Origin of the sequence: uncultured Campylobacter sp. (assembly GCF_938045345.1) — a bacterium.
Taxonomy (GTDB): domain Bacteria; phylum Campylobacterota; class Campylobacteria; order Campylobacterales; family Campylobacteraceae; genus Campylobacter_B.
The window spans coordinates 38,280-54,203 of sequence record NZ_CALIMS010000036.1; the positions used below are offsets into that span (position 1 = coordinate 38,280).

The following is a 15,924-nucleotide window of genomic DNA, read 5'->3' on the forward strand; positions in this document are numbered from 1 at the left end:
GTTAAGATTTCCGTTAAAAATTTTATTTATCAATCCAGATCAAAAATATCTTCCGGATTGGTAAATTTATTTTGATAGCCGCCTTTTTTGATCGCTTCTTTAACGACGCTGCGATCTTTCTTTTGCGGAGCGGCAAGCGCTAAAAGAGAGCGCTCAAGCGCAAAAAAGCTTCTCATTAGTGCGCCTAATGATTTGAAAAAATCCGCCCGCACATGCCCGCACAAAAGCTCGCTAAACTCATCCACAAAGCTGTCGGTGACATTCGTAAAAAGCTCTAACGCCAGCGCTTCGCCGTCTTGCGCGCCGACGAAATTTTTAGCGTATTGCGCGCTCGCAGTATTTTTACCATCCTGCGGGCCTGTAAAATTTTTACTGCCATGCGAATCTACAGAATTTTTTCCGTCTTGCGCCGTTAAGCTCACGCTATTTGTGGAATTTTGCTCGTTTGTCACAGAATTTTGTCCGTTTAAAACCGCGCTGTGTTTTGCAGCTGCGTCGCGAAGCAGAGTCGAATGCAGGTAAAAAATAAATCCCACATAGTCCTCGCACTCTTTGCAAAGCTCCATATTGCGGCGAAATTTACTCTTTTTTAGCACGTCGATTACCGCGACACGCATACGCCCATCGTCGCGTCCCTCGTCGTAGAAGCTCGCACTCATCGGCACGTTGGCGTATGAAAAATCAAAAAGCACGGAATTTTGCTCGCTTTTAAACGCTGCAAAATCGAATTTCGCCAAATTTTGAAATTCCGCCTCATCGCTAGACACGATGGGCGAGCTACGTAAAAACTCCAGCTGCTCCTTCCAGCGCTTAAATTTCGCATCCGTTTCATAGAAAAAAAACGGAATTGCAAAAAATTCATAGTAGTAGCTTCTTGCTTTGATTAAATTTGCATCCATTACATTGCCTCTTTTCTAGCATCTTCTATCTGCTTTTTTATCATTATTTTCGCCTTGCAATCGCCGCAGCAAAAAAGAGTCTTCATCTTTTCAGGCTCGTTTGCAAAATGCGCACCCATCATATCCGCGATCTTCATCACGGCTTTGCTCGTCGCAAATTCCTTACCGCATTCAATGCACTTAAAAAGCTCATCTTTAGCTAGCATTTTGTAATTAAAAAATCCCGGCTCAAGCTCCACGCCGCAAGGCTTAAGCTCGATCGTATCCTTTTCAGCGCAGCTTAGCACGCAGTAGTTGCACGTCGTGCAAAGCGAGGCGTTAAATTTAATCGAATTGTCGCTGTTGTCGGCATACAGCGCGCCGGTATTACAGGCACCCACGCAGCTAAGACAGAGCGTGCAACTCGATTCGTTTATGCTAACCTCGCCGAATCTCAGCCGCTCGCCGCTCTTTACAGTGCCGAAGCTGCCCTCGCCAACCATTGCGCTTACGCGTTTGGAAAAAATTTCTTTCTTGCTAAGGCCCTGCTCGTTTATCGAAAGCCTCCACGGCTGCGCGCTTTGCGCCTGCTTTAGCGCCTCTTGTAGCTCGATTAAATTTCGCGCTAAAAATACTGCGTCCTTGCCGTAGATCGCGCGCGAAATTCCATTGATAAGCTCCGCCGCCTCGCGCGTGCCCTCGCCCGCGTCCGCGCCGTAAACGATCACGCTCGAGCCGCTTTCCTGCATAGCGCTTAGCAAATTTACCTCATCTATTTGCTTGCTTCCAAAAATTCCAAACGGCAGCACGCCGCACGGAAGCTGCACTGCAGGTGCGGATGCGGTTTCGCTCTCTGCGATGAGAAGCGGAATTTTGCCTGCATAGAGCTTTGCGATCTCGCCAAATACGCTTTGGGGCAGCTTGGCAAATTTCAGCGCGCCGCTAGGGCAGACGCTTACGCACGCGCCGCAACCGATGCAGTCGATATATGAAAATACTAACTCGCGCTTTTCGTCGTTTTTCAAAATCGCCACTGTAGGGCAAACCTCCGCGCATGGCGCTCGCAGCTCATTTCGCCTACCTTGATACTGGCAAATCGCAGGATCAAAGATCGTGGAATTCTTATAATGATAAACCGGGCTTTTGGAATTTAAAATTTCTAAAATTTCATCGTCTTTTAGCCCCGAGATCTCGTAGCAGCCGCTTTGTCGTAGCTGATAGGGCGCTGCGCCGCTAATCAAGAAAAAATCAGCCTCGGTCTCAACCTCATCCCGCTCGCTTAAAATCGTAACCGCAAGATCACCAATCTCGCCGTAGACAAACTTAATCTCGGCCCTGCTTAACGCGATCACCTTAAATCCGTGCTGCCTAAGTAGCCCCACAAGCCCCTCTCGCGGCTCATCACAGGCGAGAATTACGTTTTTGCCGACGGGCTTTTGATAGTCGCTATCTAGGGCACCGTCAAAGGCGATATCTTTGGCGCGATACAAAATATCTACGTTTTTAGCGATTTGTAGCGGCTCATCTGCGGAATTTTCTATATAAAAATTTATCTCGGGCGCATAAATTTGTGCTTTTAATTTCAGCGAATTCGCAACGATAAATTCCTCATTTTTCGTCTCCTCTTCATCGCCGCAAATTTCGATATCGTCGCTTAAGACGACATCCTTTAGCCCCGCGGCGTAAAATCCATGTTCTTTCATAATCTATCCTAAATTGATAATTAGGTGGGTTTTACTCTTATTTTCTAAACAGCTTTTAAATTCTGCACTTAAAGTAAATCAAATTTAAATTAATAATTTTATAGATAAAGCAAAATCAAAGCTTTAAATGATAAAATCGCCTAAATTTTAAGGCATCGGGGTCGCAATGCAACGAATCAAACTACCAAAAATCGACAAAATCGCAAACGCGCAGGAGTTTCAAAACTGCCTCCGCCCGCAAATCATCAAAATCGCGCAAGAGCTCATCGGGCAGGAGCGCGAAAAGGCGCTGCAAGGAGGCGAACTCGCAAACGAAAGCGAGATCATCGCGCGCATCAAATCGCGCTACGAAAAATTTCAAAATCTAAGCCTCAAACCGCTCATTAACGCAACCGGCGTCGTGCTGCACACAAACCTCGGCCGCAGCGTCATCAGCGCAGAAATTTTAGCCCGCGCGCAAAAGATCATCACCTCATATTCAAATTTAGAATACGATCTATCAAAGGGCGCGCGCGGCAATAGATACGACTACATAGCGCTTTTGTGTAGCGAGCTCTTCGGTGCGCAGGACGCGCTCGTAGTCAATAATAACGCTGCGGCGGTATTTTTGGTGCTAAATACCTTCGCGCGCGGACGCGAAGTCGTGGTAAGCCGCGGCGAACTAGTCGAGATCGGAGGGAGTTTTCGGGTAAGCGAAGTGATGGCAAACTCAGGCGCAAAGCTCGTAGAAATCGGCACTACGAACAAAACCAAGCCGGACGATTACGAGGAAGCGATCAATGAAAACACGGCGATCTTGATGAAGGTGCACCGCTCAAATTTTAAAATTTCGGGCTTCAGCTCGAGTGTAAGCGCTGCGGAAGTGGCGGCTCTCGCACGTCGCGCCTCGCAGGCAAAGAGAGAATTTTTAGCGCTTAGAGCGGCGAATTTTAAAAATTTAGCAGATCTTTGCGGTGGTTCTTCGGATTCGGCGGGCGAAATTCTAAATTCCGTGCCGAACGGTTTAGGCTTAGCGGCAGGCTCTGCAAATTCTTTAAATTTAAAAAGCGGCGAGCCGTCCGTAAATAGCGAGCGTTTTTATGAAGGCGGCACGGGCGAAATTCTGGGTGAAATTTCTAAAATTTGCCCCACAAAATTTAGCATGAAAAAAGAGGAAAGCTTTAACGAGATCATCGATTATTACGATCTTGGAAGCGGCTACGCGAGCGAGCTGGGATTTGAGCTCGGCAAAAGCGAGCCCTCTATTTTTGAGCTTTTAAAAAGCGGCGTACGGCTGCTTAGCTTCAGCGGCGACAAGCTTTTCGGCTCTGTGCAGTGCGGCATCATCCTAGGAGATCGGCAGCTTATCGCGCGCCTGCGCAAAAACCAGCTACTGCGAATGCTGCGCGTGGATAAGATCACGCTAAGCCTGCTTGCCGAGACGATCAAGGCGTATATAAATAAAGAATTTCACCTCATCACGACGATAGATCAGATCCATCTGAGCCTGGACGAGCTGCGTGAGCGAGCGGAGCTAGTGCAATCGCGCATCGGCGTAAAATCGCAGATCGTGCCTACTACCACCTTTGTAGGCGGCGGTACGATGCCCGGCGCCTCCTATCCTAGCGTCGCGCTTGCGATACTTGACGGGGCAGACCCGCAGAGCACGCAGGCAAAATTTCGCGCTGCGGGCATAATCGGGCGGATCGAGGATGATAAATTTTTGCTCGATTTCAGATCGATTTTAAAAAGCGACTTGCAAGATTTAATAAAAAAGATCGGAGAAATTTATGAATAGCGTAATCATCGGCACCGCAGGCCATATCGATCACGGAAAGACCGCGTTAATCAAGGCGCTAAACGGCTTTGAGGGAGACCGGATGCCGAGCGAAAAGCAGCGTGGCATCACGATCGATCTTAGCTTTTCCCATCTGCGCTCGGGGGATACCAATGTTGCTTTCATCGATGTTCCTGGGCATGAAAATCTAGTAAAGACGATGATTAGCGGCGCGTATGCCTTCGACGCTGCGATGCTGGTAGTCGCTGCGGACGACGGGCTGATGCCACAAAGCAAAGAGCATATTCAAATTTTATCGCTGCTTGGGGTAAAAAGCGTGATCTTGTGTATCAGCAAGTGCGATCTGGTGGGCGACGCGCGCAAGGCAGAGGTCGCGGCGCAGTGCAAGGAATACATCAGTAAATTTAAGGATTTGCAAATTTTAAATACCTTTTTTATCAGCATAAAAGATCCCGCAAGCATCGCCGAGCTGAAAAACTATCTCTTTAATATCAAGCCCGCGCAGCGCCAAGGAGGCGGCGTGGTGCACTACTACATCGACCGCGTCTTTTCGCTTAAGGGGCTCGGCACCATCGTAACGGGCAGCCTCATTAACGGCGCGATTTCAAAGGGCGAAAAGCTTTATAACTGCGATCTGGGTAAAATTTTTAACGTCAAAAGCGTGCAGATCCACGACGAGGATACGCCGCTAGCGCAGGCTCCAAACCGCGTCGCGCTAAGTCTGGACGCCAAAACGAGCGAGCTGCAAAAGGGGCAAATTTTAACTAAAAAAGGCTTTTTCCGCGGCTTTAATGAAGCGGACTGCACCTTTAGCGGCGAAATTTCGCATAATCAAGACGTGCTGTTTTGCGTCGGAAGTAAGCAAAGCGCGGCAAAAGCGCTCATTTTAAAAGAACTTCCTAGCGGCGAGAAGCTCGTGAGCTTTAAATTTGACAAAAAGATGTTTTTGAAATTCGGCGAGCCCTTCGTCTGCTTGTCAAACTCGCGCGTAATCGGCGGCGGACGCGTGCTAAACGCCGTAGTCGAGCCGCTAAAAAAGCAGAGCAAAGCCGTGCTTCTCACCGCGCTTTTGAAGCGAAATTTCACCGAAGCGTTTAAAATTTTAAGCCTCTTTCACAAGCATGGATTCGGGCTATTTTCGGCGTATCAGCGCTTCGGAATGGAGTACGACGAAGCGATAAAGATCGCGCGCGGCATAGAAGGGACGTATTTTGACGAAGCAAATTTATGCGTTTACGATCTAAGCGCGATCGAGGACGTAAAAAGCCTCATAAAATTTATCGTCTCAAAAAACGACTACGCGATCTTCTCGCCAGCCTCGATCGCCCTAAAACTCTCATGGGCTAGCGAAGATCTCGCCGCGCGCGCGCTTAGCGAGCTTGAGCGGGGCGGCATCGTCTCCAAAAAGGGCGGAGTTTACGTAAAATCTGGAGTGGATTTTGACGCGCTCAAACAGAGTCTGGAGAGTAAAATTTTTGATCTCATCAAAAAGGGCGGCATAGCGCCTCTCGCGCCCTATAACGTATATGACGAGCTGGAGATCGACCGCAGTAGCGGCGATGACGCGCTAAAGAAGCTGACCTACGCCAAAAAAGTCGTCCGTCTCGCGCACAATCTCTTCGTCGAGGCTGAAAATTTGGCCCTAGCGATCAAACGCCTCTACGCAATCATCGAAAAAGATGGCTTCGTAAACGTCACTAACGCCAAAGAGGAGCTTGGGCTTAGCAGGAAATTCGTCATCTGCTATCTCGAGTACCTAGATAAAATGGGGAATATCGTGACGATTGATAATAAGCGCTATTTGAAAAAGTAAAAATTTAAAATTTTGCACTACAATGCGCGGAATTTTTTGCAAAGGAAAAAAATGAAAAAAGCTATTTTAACTTCAGTTGCGCTCGCAGCGAGCCTAAACGCGGCTTTAAGCGACAGCGAAATTTTATCTATCTACGGCGGCGCGCCTCAAGGCATCGAAATAAAGGTCGCCGAGCGCATCCCACTTAGCGAGCCAAAGGGCGTTGAGGCGGTCGTTTTAAAAATCTCTCAAGGCAATATGTCGCAAGAGGAGATCATCTTCACCCAAGGCGATCTGATCTTTACCGATATCATCGATCCTAAAAAACGCGTAGTCTATAAGGAGCAGATCAAACAAGACCGCATCGCAGGACAGCTAAGCAAGATCTTCAAAGCAGAGAGCAAAGACAATATTATCAAGCTAGGAAACGATCCCAAAAAGCCTACGATTTTGATGCTGACAGACGCTTTGTGTCCATTCTGCCGCAAAGAGATGGCAAGGATCGAAGAAACGTTAAAAAATAACAATGTCGATATAATCATGACCTCCGTTCACGGCGATGACGGCCACGCAAAATCCGCGCTCATCTACAAAGAGATCAAAAATGCTAAAACCGACGAGCAAAAGATAGCGGTTTTTAAAAAATATTACGCTGAAGATAACAAAGCAGGTGCCAAAGACGTAAGCGCTGCCGAGCTAAATGCTGCAAAAGCCCTAGCTGCCAAATATTTCGGTGCGGGAGTAAACTCAGTGCCTTACATCATCGAACTAGACAAGCTAAAATAATCTCTTTTAAATTTTGCGGAGCGATCCGCAAAATTCTACCCCATCGTCTTAGTCTTAGCGATTTTAATTAATCCGGATTGACCTTTTATTTCACGCGGACCATTGCTTTAGAATTTTTATAATCCCGCCGCTTAGCAAAATCTCTTTATCGAACCAGATTTAAAATTTTAAAATTTCTTTGCATATGGAATTTTAAAATTTAATAATCACGGAATTTAAAGCAGGCACAGATCTTTAAAATTTCAGACCACTTTTAAAAGACACGTGCAAAATTCTACTGCAAAATCCGCATTATTCTTTATATTGAAAGTAGCATAAAAGCGATAGTGTATGAAATTTAAAAGCGAGAAAATATATAAACGAAATCCACGGCCAAAATTTTAAATTTTGCGGCAAAGCCCAGATAAAATTTAGCCGCAAATTTCATAAAATTTTCGCTTTGCGGCAAAGAGGAATTTGCAGTTGTGCTTCAGCCGCCTATCTTGGGCTACTCCAATTAAAATCAAAACTCCACGTCAAAAGCCGCTCTAGCGAGGCTATTTTTGCTCTCGCTTAACTCGTACGACGCGCTGAGTCCGACGCTTTGAAGGATATTATATTTCAGCCCGATCGCGCCGTTAAATACGCCGCTAGAATAATCAAGCCCCTCGACGTCGTATCTGTCTGAATACTTTCTGCTCGCGTGATACGAATCGCCGCTAAATCGATGCTCGTACTCCGCATTTGCGAATATCTGCAGATCGCCGAAAGCTTTGATCGCGTAAATTCCCGCGGTGCCGTTTGGCGCGGTTTTTGAAGCGGAGCTAAATCTAAGCCTGGAGATCGCATCCTCGTCCACTCTAATCGCTCCAAGTCCCAAATATGGCTTAATATAGCCGTTTTCAAATAAGAATTTATACCCGGCTCTCGTGCTGAAATCCCAAATTTGCGACTTGTATTTCGCGCCGTAGATAGCGCCGAATCCGTTGTTGGTTTCAAATTTATGATCGTTCGTCGAATATGTTAAATTGACCGCCAGATCCACGTTCTCGTTAAAATCGTATCTACCCGCCAGACCGAGCTCGTAGGATTTGATATTTTCTTTGACGCCGTCAAATTTACCCTCATACCAAGCGTCTGATTTTTGATACCCAAAGATCACGCCCAGCGTAAGATCATCTACTCTCTTGGAGGCTCCGAGTAAAATTCCGTCGCTCTTGTGATCGTATTTGACGCCACCCGAGCGGTCTTTGTAATCCCCGCCGTAGTTTCCAATCGCGCTTACGTTTACGTTAAACTCCTGCCCGTCGGTATCGGTTAAATTTTTATAAGCAGAATTTCTTGCAAGCTTTGTAAGATCCAGATCGACCTTCGAGCGCGGCATCTCGATGCCTATGCGGTTGCCGCCTCTTGCGACCTGCGAAAACAGGCTGCCGTTTTTAGGCGTGAAATTATTGATCGCCAGCATCAGCGCTTCAAAATAGGTAGGCAGATCGTCGTATCCGCTAGGATAGGCATTCGTATCGGAGGTGATAAAGAGATTTGCCGCGTTGCGCTCGCGAGATAATCTTATGATCTCGTCGTATTGATCGGGTCTTGCGTTGTATATCACGTGCAAAATTTTAGAGGAGTTTGCCGGGTCTTTTTCAAACTCAGAGGTTCTAGGACGATAGTGGTTTATGTAGTCGTCCGCGCTCACCTCTTGCAGCATCCAAACGTCCGCATAGGGAGCTATGGCGTCGCGCACGCCCCAGCCGTTGTTTGCCAAAACGAGCATTCCAGGGTATTTGGTCTTGATATAGTTGTAGATATTCGCCATATAGGCGATAGTTGCGGGATTGTTTTCGGTATTAACCTCGTCGATAAAGTATCCTGCGATATTTTCTCTGCCGTAGAAATTTACGAAATTATCGATATCGGCATAGACCAAATTTAGATTTCTAGTAGAATTTTTGGTATAGGTATAGCCTAAATTTGCTATGCCCGCCGCGATATTTCGCTTCATCTGAACAGCGTCCTCGTCCCTTCTGACCAGATATTGCGTAGTTTGATCGCCCGGTATCGCCGCCTCGTAAGAGCCGAAAGCCACATAAGGAACCAGCGCGCCGCCTATATTGGTAATGCCGTTCCAAAACTCGGCATTTACGCCGCTATTGCCCGTCCAGCGAAACGCAGGCATCATAACGCGCTGATTATTAAGCCTGCCCGAATATGAGCCCTTTTTGGCAAAGCCTCTTGCGTATTCGAGTTTGATACGAAATGAACTCTCATACTGCTCACTCTCGGAGTTATCGCTAGCCGCGTCGCGCCTGCTTAATTTCGCGCCCAAGCTGTCCGCAGCGCTCATTACGTCGGAATGGGAAGTGTTGTTGGAAAGAGATTTTTGTGCGTTTGCATAGCTCCAGGAATTCTGCTCGCTCGCATAGCCGAACCCTGCTGCACCGATAAGCGCAAGAGATACGATTTTTTTCAAAGACTTTAGCATTCTGCACCGCCTCAAATAAAATTACCCAAATTCTTAAATTTCGACAAATTTGCGGACGCGCTTTTAAAATTAAAAGCTTTGTCGAAATTTAAAAATTTAGCCGCCTTGGAGCGGCCAAATTTTAAAGTTTATTTTAATGCCGCTTTTGCCTTCTTTGCGACGGTTGCGAAAGCTTCAGCGTCGTTCATAGCCATATTTGCTAAAATTTTTCTATCAAGCTCGATGCCAGCTTTTTTCAGTCCGTTTATAAATTTAGAATAGCTGATGTCGTTTAGCCTGCAAGCTGCATTGATGCGCACTATCCAAAGTCTGCGGAAATCGCGTTTTTTCGCGCGTCTGTCACGGAAGGCGTAAACGAGGCTTCTTTCTAGCTGCTCTTTAGCCTTTCTGAAATGTTTGCGTCTTGCGCTATAAAATCCGCGCGCAAGCTTTAGCACCTTGTTGTGACGGCGGCGTCTAACGATGCCCGTTTTTACTCTTGCCATATTAATCCTTTCTTAATCGGCGTCCCTTTGGGGATCTTGCCCTAAAATCCATAAATTTAGGGGAGTTTGAATGACTTTCGTCAAAAACTAACTTCGCACTATTTGCAAAGCATTTTTTTAACCGCAGATACGTTCGTAGAATCGACGTATTGGGCCTCGCGCAAATTCCTCTTGCGTTTTTGAGACATCTTCGTCAAAATGTGGCTGCGAAACGCCGAGCCTCTTTTGATCTTGTTTTTGCCCGCTTTAAAACGCTTGACGGCACCGCGCACGCTTTTCATCTTTGGCATGGTCGTCCTTTTTTTAAAGTGAACGGGAAGTATATAATAAAGTTTCTTTGAAAAATTTGAATTTAAGGAATTTTATAGCTTAAATGAACGCAAGATAAATTTAAAGTTAAATTTTGCCACTCGCTTAAGATTCGGTTTGGCTGGATACAAAAAATTTTATACAAATTTAAAGGGTTAAATTTAGAGATGAACTTAGCCCGCATTAGATTTTAAAACTTCGCTATTTAGTTTAAATTTACACGCTGTACCGCAGGAAAAAACAGCGCGTAAATTTTAAAATTTTACCGCACGCAGCGCAAATGTCGCTAAATTTACGCTACGCCTTTTTCGGCGTGATCAGCATATTTACGTAGCGACCCTCCAGCGCGGGCGCCTTATCGCGATCGGCAACTTCAGCGAAAAATTCATCCCAAATTTTATTGAGCAAATTTACGCCGATTTCCGGGCTCGACATCTCGCGCCCTTTTAAAAATACGCGAAGCTTGACGTGTTTGCCGCTACTAAGGAATTCTTTTGCGTGTTTTACTTTGTAATTAATGTCGTTTTGAGCGATTTTGGCGGACAGCTTGATCTCTTTGACCTCGATGATTTTTTGCTTTTTTTTCGCCTCTTTGAGCTTTTTTTCCTGCTGATAGCGAAATTTGCTGTAGTTCATGACCTTGCAAACGGGCGGCTTTGCATCGGGCGCTATCAAAACCAGATCCACACCCTCTCGCTCGGCGATTTGCAGCGCCTGCGCCTTTGAAATTATGCCGTAAACCTCGCCGTTGTCGCCTATGCACCTGACTTCGCTAGCCGGAATGTCCTCGTTTAGAAAAACCTCTTTTCCTCTGCTCAAAAATTCACCTCGTTTAATTTAGCTTTTACGAAATTTAAAAACTCATCCAGCCCTAAATTTCGCTGTTCGCGCGCCCTGCGATCGCGCAGGGCCACGCTGCGAGCCGAAACTTCATTATCGCCTAGGACGATGATGAGCGGCACCTTCTGCTTTTCAGCCGTTCTGATTCGTTTATTTAGCGTCTCGTTTTTATCTAAAATTTCGCCGTCAATGTCCGCTTCGCGCAGCAAATTTAAAATTTCCTTCGCATAGCTTGCGTGCGCCTCGCCGATCGGCACGATCGATACCTGCGTAGGACAGATCCAAAACGGAAGCTCGCCCGCGGTGTGCTCGAGCAAAATCCCTACGAAGCGCTCGAAGCTTCCCAAAATCGCGCGATGTAGCATCACGGGCTGCTTTTTTTCATTATTTTCGTCGATGTAGCCAAGCTCGAAGCGCGCAGGCAGGTTAAAATCGACCTGCACCGTTCCGCACTGCCATTTTCGACCGAGCGCGTCGGTGATTTTGATGTCGATCTTAGGTCCGTAGAATGCACCGCCGCCCTCGTCTAAGCCGTATTTTAAGCCCTTTTCGTCAAGCGCATCTTTTAAGGCCTTCGTCGCGATATCCCAAACCTCGTCGTCGCCGACCGCCTTTTGCGGTTTGGTCGAAATTTCAAGCTCATATTCAAAGCCGAAAGCTTTCATCAAGAGCTCTACGAAATCTAAAATTTCATAGACGTTTTCCTTGATCTGGCTCGGCATCACAAACAGATGCGCGTCATCCTGCGTAAACTCGCGCACGCGGAAAAGCCCGTGCAAGACGCCGCTTTTTTCGTGGCGATGTACGACGCCGTACTCGCAAAATTTAAGTGGCAGATCGCGATATGAGCGGATTTCGCTTTGATAAACCTTGATGTGACCGACGCAGTTCATCGGTTTGATGCCGTATTCTTGCTCCTCGATCGTCGTAAAATACATATTTTCTTTGTAGTTGCTGTAGTGCCCGCTGATCTTCCACGCGTCGGATTTTAAAATTTCAGGGCCGCGCACCGGCTCGTAGCCGCGCTTGCGAAGCTGCCTATAAAGGCGCTCCTCGAGCTTTATGCGCATCCTCGTGCCCGCAGGAAGCCAGATCGGAAGTCCCGCGCCGATCTGCTCGTCGAAGGTGAAAAATTTCATCTCGGCTCCGAGTTTTCGGTGATCGCGCTTCTTGGCTTCTTCTAGCATCGTAAGGTGTTTTTTAAGGCTATCTTTATCGGCGAATACGACGCCGTAGATGCGAGTTAGCATCTCGCGCTTCTCGTCGCCGCCGAGATACGCCCCCGCAATGCGCGTAAGGGCGAAATTTTTCAAAAATTTCGTATTTTGCACGTGTGGACCGCGGCAGATGTCCTCAAACTCGCCCTGTGCGTATAAGCTAACCGGGCCTTCGGGGATGCGCTTTAAAACTTCCTGCTTAAGATCGTCGTTTGCATATTTTTTCGCGACCGCCTCTTTGGTGGAGGCTATCTTTTTAATCTCTAAATTTGCCTCGGCGAGCGCTCGCATCTTTTTTTCAATCGCCTTTAAATCCTCTTCGCCGAGCTTCTCGCCGTTATCTTTGCTGACGCGGATGTCGTAGTAAAACCCATCCTCGATCGCGGGTCCCACGAAAAATTTAGCGCTCGGATAAAGCTCGCGCACCGCCTGCGCCAAAAGGTGCGCACAGGAGTGGCGCAGAATTTTAAGCGCGTCCTCGGAGTTATCGAAATATATCGGCTGCGCCTCGCTTGTGTGCTCGCCGATACTTTGAGTATCGTAAATTTCACCGTTAAGTTTATATGCGATAATATCGCTCATTGGCTTGTTTCCTTTTTTACCGAATTGTCTTTCTTACACTGAAAGAACGAGAGCTAATTTTAGCTAATCAATCCTTAACGATAAATTTAAAAAATATTAAAATTAAAATTTTTGATTCTTTTCTCTCAATAAAAAATACACGGCGTTCGCGCAAAGAGCACAAATCACCATCACACTTGCGAGCAAAAACGGCTTATTCGCTCCCACTGCACCCACGATAAACGAAATAGCCCCGGCAATAGCAAACTGCGCAGTCCCCAGTACCGCCGAAGCTGCGCCAGAGTTGCCGTCCTTATATAGCGCCATCGCAAGCGTCGTGGTGTTAGGCGCAACAAAGCCAAGAGACGAAAGTAATACGAAAAGCGAAGCCTCAAAGCAGATGAAAGGAAGGTCAAGCATAGCGCATGCGAGCAAAATCAGGCTCATCACGAGCATCGCTATTAGACCGAAATTTAATAAAGCGGCGGGTTCGCGATTTTGCACGAGTTTGGCATTTAGTGCCGAAACAAGGGTCATTCCAAGAGCGTTGATGCCAAATATTACGCCAAAGGCATGCTCGCCCAGCCCATAATAGCCCAAAAATATAAAGCTAGAGCCCGTGATATAAGCAAAAAGCGCGCTCATCGCAACTGCAAATCCTAGCGTATAGCGCATAAATTCTTTATTTCGCAAGATTATGCCGTATTCGCCAAGCACGCCTTTTACGCTAAGTGTAGCAGTCCTGTCTATCTGAGCGCTCTCGCTAAGTCCGAAAAATATAAATGCAAAAAGCAAAATTCCAAGCGCGAATAAAATCGCAAAAATCGCTTGCCACGAGAAAAAATCTAGCACAAATCCACCTAGAGTTGGTGCTAGCATCGGCGCTAGCGAGCCAACGACCATCATCAGCGCAAACATCGCCGCAGCCTCGTGCAGCTCGAATTTGTCGTTAATAACGGCTCGCGCAAGTACCACTCCCGCGCACCCGCCTAAAGCTTGCAAAAATCTAAAAAATATAAACGCGTAAACGCTATCAAAGCTCACGCAAGCAAGCGACGCACATATAAAAAGCAAAATGCCCGCGTATAACGGCTTTTTACGACCAAATTTATCGCTTAACGGCCCATAAACGAGCTGTCCTAGCGCAAAAGCGATGAAAAAACTCGCAACCGATAGCTGAGTGTAAAACTCGCTCGTAGCAAAGCTTGCCTTTACCTTTTCCAGCGCGGGCAGATACATATCGGTAGATAAGGGCGCCAGAGCGGACATATAGGCGAGTATAATCACCAGCTTAAATTTAGCGAATTTACTTTGTTTGACCATCGTTTTTCTCAATTATTTTTAGGCAGAGCTCAAACGTGCGCACAAGCGCGTTTAGATCTTTAAATTTTTGCGGCAAGAGCCTGGCGATAAAATATATCGGACGCAGCGCAAGCACCGTAACCCACGAACTTTGCACTACGCCTTGCCCGCCGCTTGAGGCATAGGTGCGAATGCCTGCGCGCACTAAGCCTTCGCTCAGCCCTTCGCGACACAGATCATAGACAAACAGCAAAAAATCTCGCATTTTGGCTTTTTGCAGATTACCGCGCTCGCTGCGATTTTCAAAATCTATAAATTTCATCTCGCCGTTTTTTACTAAAACGTCGCGCAGCGCGGGCCTGCCGTGTATGAAGCCGCGCGAATGCAGCTGTGCTAACGCCGCAGCGTAGCCCTCAATGAGCGCCACGCAAGATGCCTTATCCGAGCTTTTTAGCACCTCGTCCACCGGCGTGCCGCCGTCTTTGAGTACGAAAAAGCTCTCGTCTCGCAGCACCAGCTGCGGCACAGGCGCGCCGGCTGCGTACAGGCTCTCGCATTTTAGCGCTTCGTAATCGAAAGCGGCTTTCGGATTTGCTTTAAATATTTTCGTAAGCAATCCGCCGCGGATGCGCAGCTCCGGCTGCTTGAGCCAGTATTTCTCGCCCTCGAAACCAAAGCTCGTGATGCGCTCGCCAGGATGATTTTTTAGAATTTCATTTACATATTCTTTAAAATTTTGCATTCAATAAATTTAGCGAATTTTTTTTAGAAAGAGCTAAATTTGCGAGTTTTATTTCATTAAGTTCCATATGTCCGCATAAAATTTATTACGTAAATTCGGCGGGGATAAATTTTAAAATTATCAGGTAGAATTTTTATTGCAGTCTTGGAATTTTATAGCGCAGGAAGCAACAAAAGCGCATAATTTTAGAATTTAGTAGTTAGATAAAATTTCAGAATTTTACAAAAACTAAGATTTGCGTCAAAAAATTTTAAAACTAGAAGTGGCGACCCCTACGAGATTCGAACTCGTTTTACCGCCGTGAAAGGGCGATGTCCTAACCGTTAGACGAAGGGGCCACTTTAATCTGGTATTAAGATTAAAGGCGGTATTCTACTCAAGACGCACTTAAACCCAACTTAAATTAAGGATTATTTATGAAATGCTCTTTTCTGGCGCCACTTGCACTTTCGCTTCTGCTCGCAGGCTGTGCTACCACCGCACTCAAGCCCGCTTCTACGCAAGCTGTAAATTTCACCGTCATTTCGCCGCTTACCCGCACCAGCGACGCGGGCTTTATGCGTAAATTTAAAAACCAAACCGAGGTTCAAATTTACGCAAGCGGCATCAGCGTGCTGAGCCTGGTTTTAAAAGGCGATAAAATTTGCATGAACGGCGCGTGCGACGACGAGCTCGTTTTCAATAAAAAATTCTTCGGCGCCGAGCACTACCGCGGGCTTCTCGGCGAAATCCTAGAAGGCAAACCGATCTTTGGCGGTAGCGATACGGGCGGTCACTGCTTTGAACAAAGCCTACAAGAAGGCTCTATCGATTATAAGGTTTGCCGCGGCAAGGACGGCGGCGGAAGGTCCATAAGCTTTGCCGACGCAAAGCGCGGCGTAAAGATCAAAATCCGCGAGCTGCAGTAAAATTTTGCGCTAGCCGCGAGCAATATTTGTAGCACGTGAAATTCAATTTCGTGGGCGGCGTGAACAAATCGCGAACGAGTAAAATTTCGTGCGGTGCGTTCTTGTAACCGCACGGAAATAATGCGCTCTAGTAGCCGCCCAAAACACGGCGCGAGCGGTC

13 protein-coding genes and 1 tRNA gene are annotated in these 15,924 nt (G+C 46.9%); 4 read left to right on the forward strand and 10 right to left on the reverse strand.

Annotated features, from left to right (window positions below; all coding sequences use genetic code 11):
• Nucleotides 1-29 precede the first annotated feature (29 nt).
• Nucleotides 30-899: a molecular chaperone TorD family protein gene (locus Q0144_RS07040; RefSeq protein WP_298062851.1), complete on the reverse strand. Its 870-nt coding sequence runs from the start codon at nt 897-899 to the stop codon at nt 30-32.
• Nucleotides 899-2,581 (reverse strand): 4Fe-4S binding protein, encoded by a 1,683-nt coding sequence (locus Q0144_RS07045; RefSeq protein ID WP_298062853.1) that lies wholly within the window; start codon nt 2,579-2,581, stop codon nt 899-901. The genes Q0144_RS07040 and Q0144_RS07045 overlap by 1 nt, the downstream gene beginning before the upstream one ends.
• Nucleotides 2,582-2,747: 166 nt before the next feature.
• On the opposite strand from Q0144_RS07045, the gene selA reads away from it, so the two are divergent.
• The 3 genes from selA to Q0144_RS07060 are packed head-to-tail and all read left to right on the forward strand — an operon-like array spanning nt 2,748 to nt 6,936.
• Nucleotides 2,748-4,358: an L-seryl-tRNA(Sec) selenium transferase gene (gene selA, locus Q0144_RS07050; protein WP_298062854.1), complete on the forward strand. Its 1,611-nt coding sequence runs from the start codon at nt 2,748-2,750 to the stop codon at nt 4,356-4,358.
• On the forward strand, nt 4,351-6,171 hold the full coding sequence (gene selB / locus Q0144_RS07055; RefSeq protein ID WP_298062855.1) for a selenocysteine-specific translation elongation factor: 1,821 nt from the start codon (nt 4,351-4,353) through the stop codon (nt 6,169-6,171). Before selA ends, selB begins: the two co-directional genes overlap by 8 nt.
• Before the next feature lie 51 nt (nt 6,172-6,222).
• Nucleotides 6,223-6,936, forward strand: coding sequence for a histidine kinase (locus Q0144_RS07060; RefSeq protein ID WP_298040753.1), 714 nt, complete (start codon nt 6,223-6,225; stop codon nt 6,934-6,936).
• 502 nt (nt 6,937-7,438) lie between these two features.
• Here the strand turns inward: Q0144_RS07060 and Q0144_RS07065 are convergent.
• From Q0144_RS07065 to Q0144_RS07100, 8 genes are all read right to left on the reverse strand, one after another.
• Nucleotides 7,439-9,400 carry an autotransporter domain-containing protein gene (locus Q0144_RS07065; RefSeq protein WP_298062856.1) on the reverse strand — a complete coding sequence of 654 codons (1,962 nt, stop codon included), beginning with the start codon at nt 9,398-9,400 and terminating at the stop codon, nt 7,439-7,441.
• Nucleotides 9,401-9,528: 128 nt separating this feature from the next.
• Nucleotides 9,529-9,885 (reverse strand): 50S ribosomal protein L20, encoded by a 357-nt coding sequence (gene rplT, locus Q0144_RS07070; RefSeq protein WP_297961674.1) that lies wholly within the window; start codon nt 9,883-9,885, stop codon nt 9,529-9,531.
• 98 nt (nt 9,886-9,983) lie between these two features.
• A complete protein-coding gene (gene rpmI / locus Q0144_RS07075; RefSeq protein ID WP_005871089.1) occupies nt 9,984-10,175 on the reverse strand; it encodes a 50S ribosomal protein L35 in 192 nt (63 codons plus the stop codon).
• Between the two features lie 316 nt (nt 10,176-10,491).
• Complete coding sequence (infC, locus tag Q0144_RS07080; RefSeq protein ID WP_177388239.1) at nt 10,492-11,013, reverse strand: translation initiation factor IF-3; 522 nt, start codon at nt 11,011-11,013, stop codon at nt 10,492-10,494.
• A complete protein-coding gene (thrS, locus tag Q0144_RS07085; RefSeq protein ID WP_298062857.1) occupies nt 11,010-12,833 on the reverse strand; it encodes a threonine--tRNA ligase in 1,824 nt (607 codons plus the stop codon). The genes infC and thrS overlap by 4 nt, the downstream gene beginning before the upstream one ends.
• A gap of 102 nt (nt 12,834-12,935) precedes the next feature.
• Nucleotides 12,936-14,135 (reverse strand): multidrug effflux MFS transporter, encoded by a 1,200-nt coding sequence (locus tag Q0144_RS07090; protein ID WP_298062858.1) that lies wholly within the window; start codon nt 14,133-14,135, stop codon nt 12,936-12,938.
• Nucleotides 14,119-14,856, reverse strand: coding sequence for a spore coat protein (locus Q0144_RS07095; protein ID WP_298062859.1), 738 nt, complete (start codon nt 14,854-14,856; stop codon nt 14,119-14,121). Before Q0144_RS07095 ends, Q0144_RS07090 begins: the two co-directional genes overlap by 17 nt.
• A 263-nt stretch (nt 14,857-15,119) precedes the next feature.
• A tRNA-Glu gene (locus tag Q0144_RS07100) sits at nt 15,120-15,194 on the reverse strand.
• Between the two features lie 78 nt (nt 15,195-15,272).
• On the opposite strand from Q0144_RS07100, the gene Q0144_RS07105 reads away from it, so the two are divergent.
• The gene (locus tag Q0144_RS07105) at nt 15,273-15,764 is read left to right on the forward strand and encodes a hypothetical protein (RefSeq protein WP_298062860.1); all 492 of its coding nucleotides are present in this window, start codon (nt 15,273-15,275) and stop codon (nt 15,762-15,764) included.
• Nucleotides 15,765-15,924: the final 160 nt, after the last annotated feature.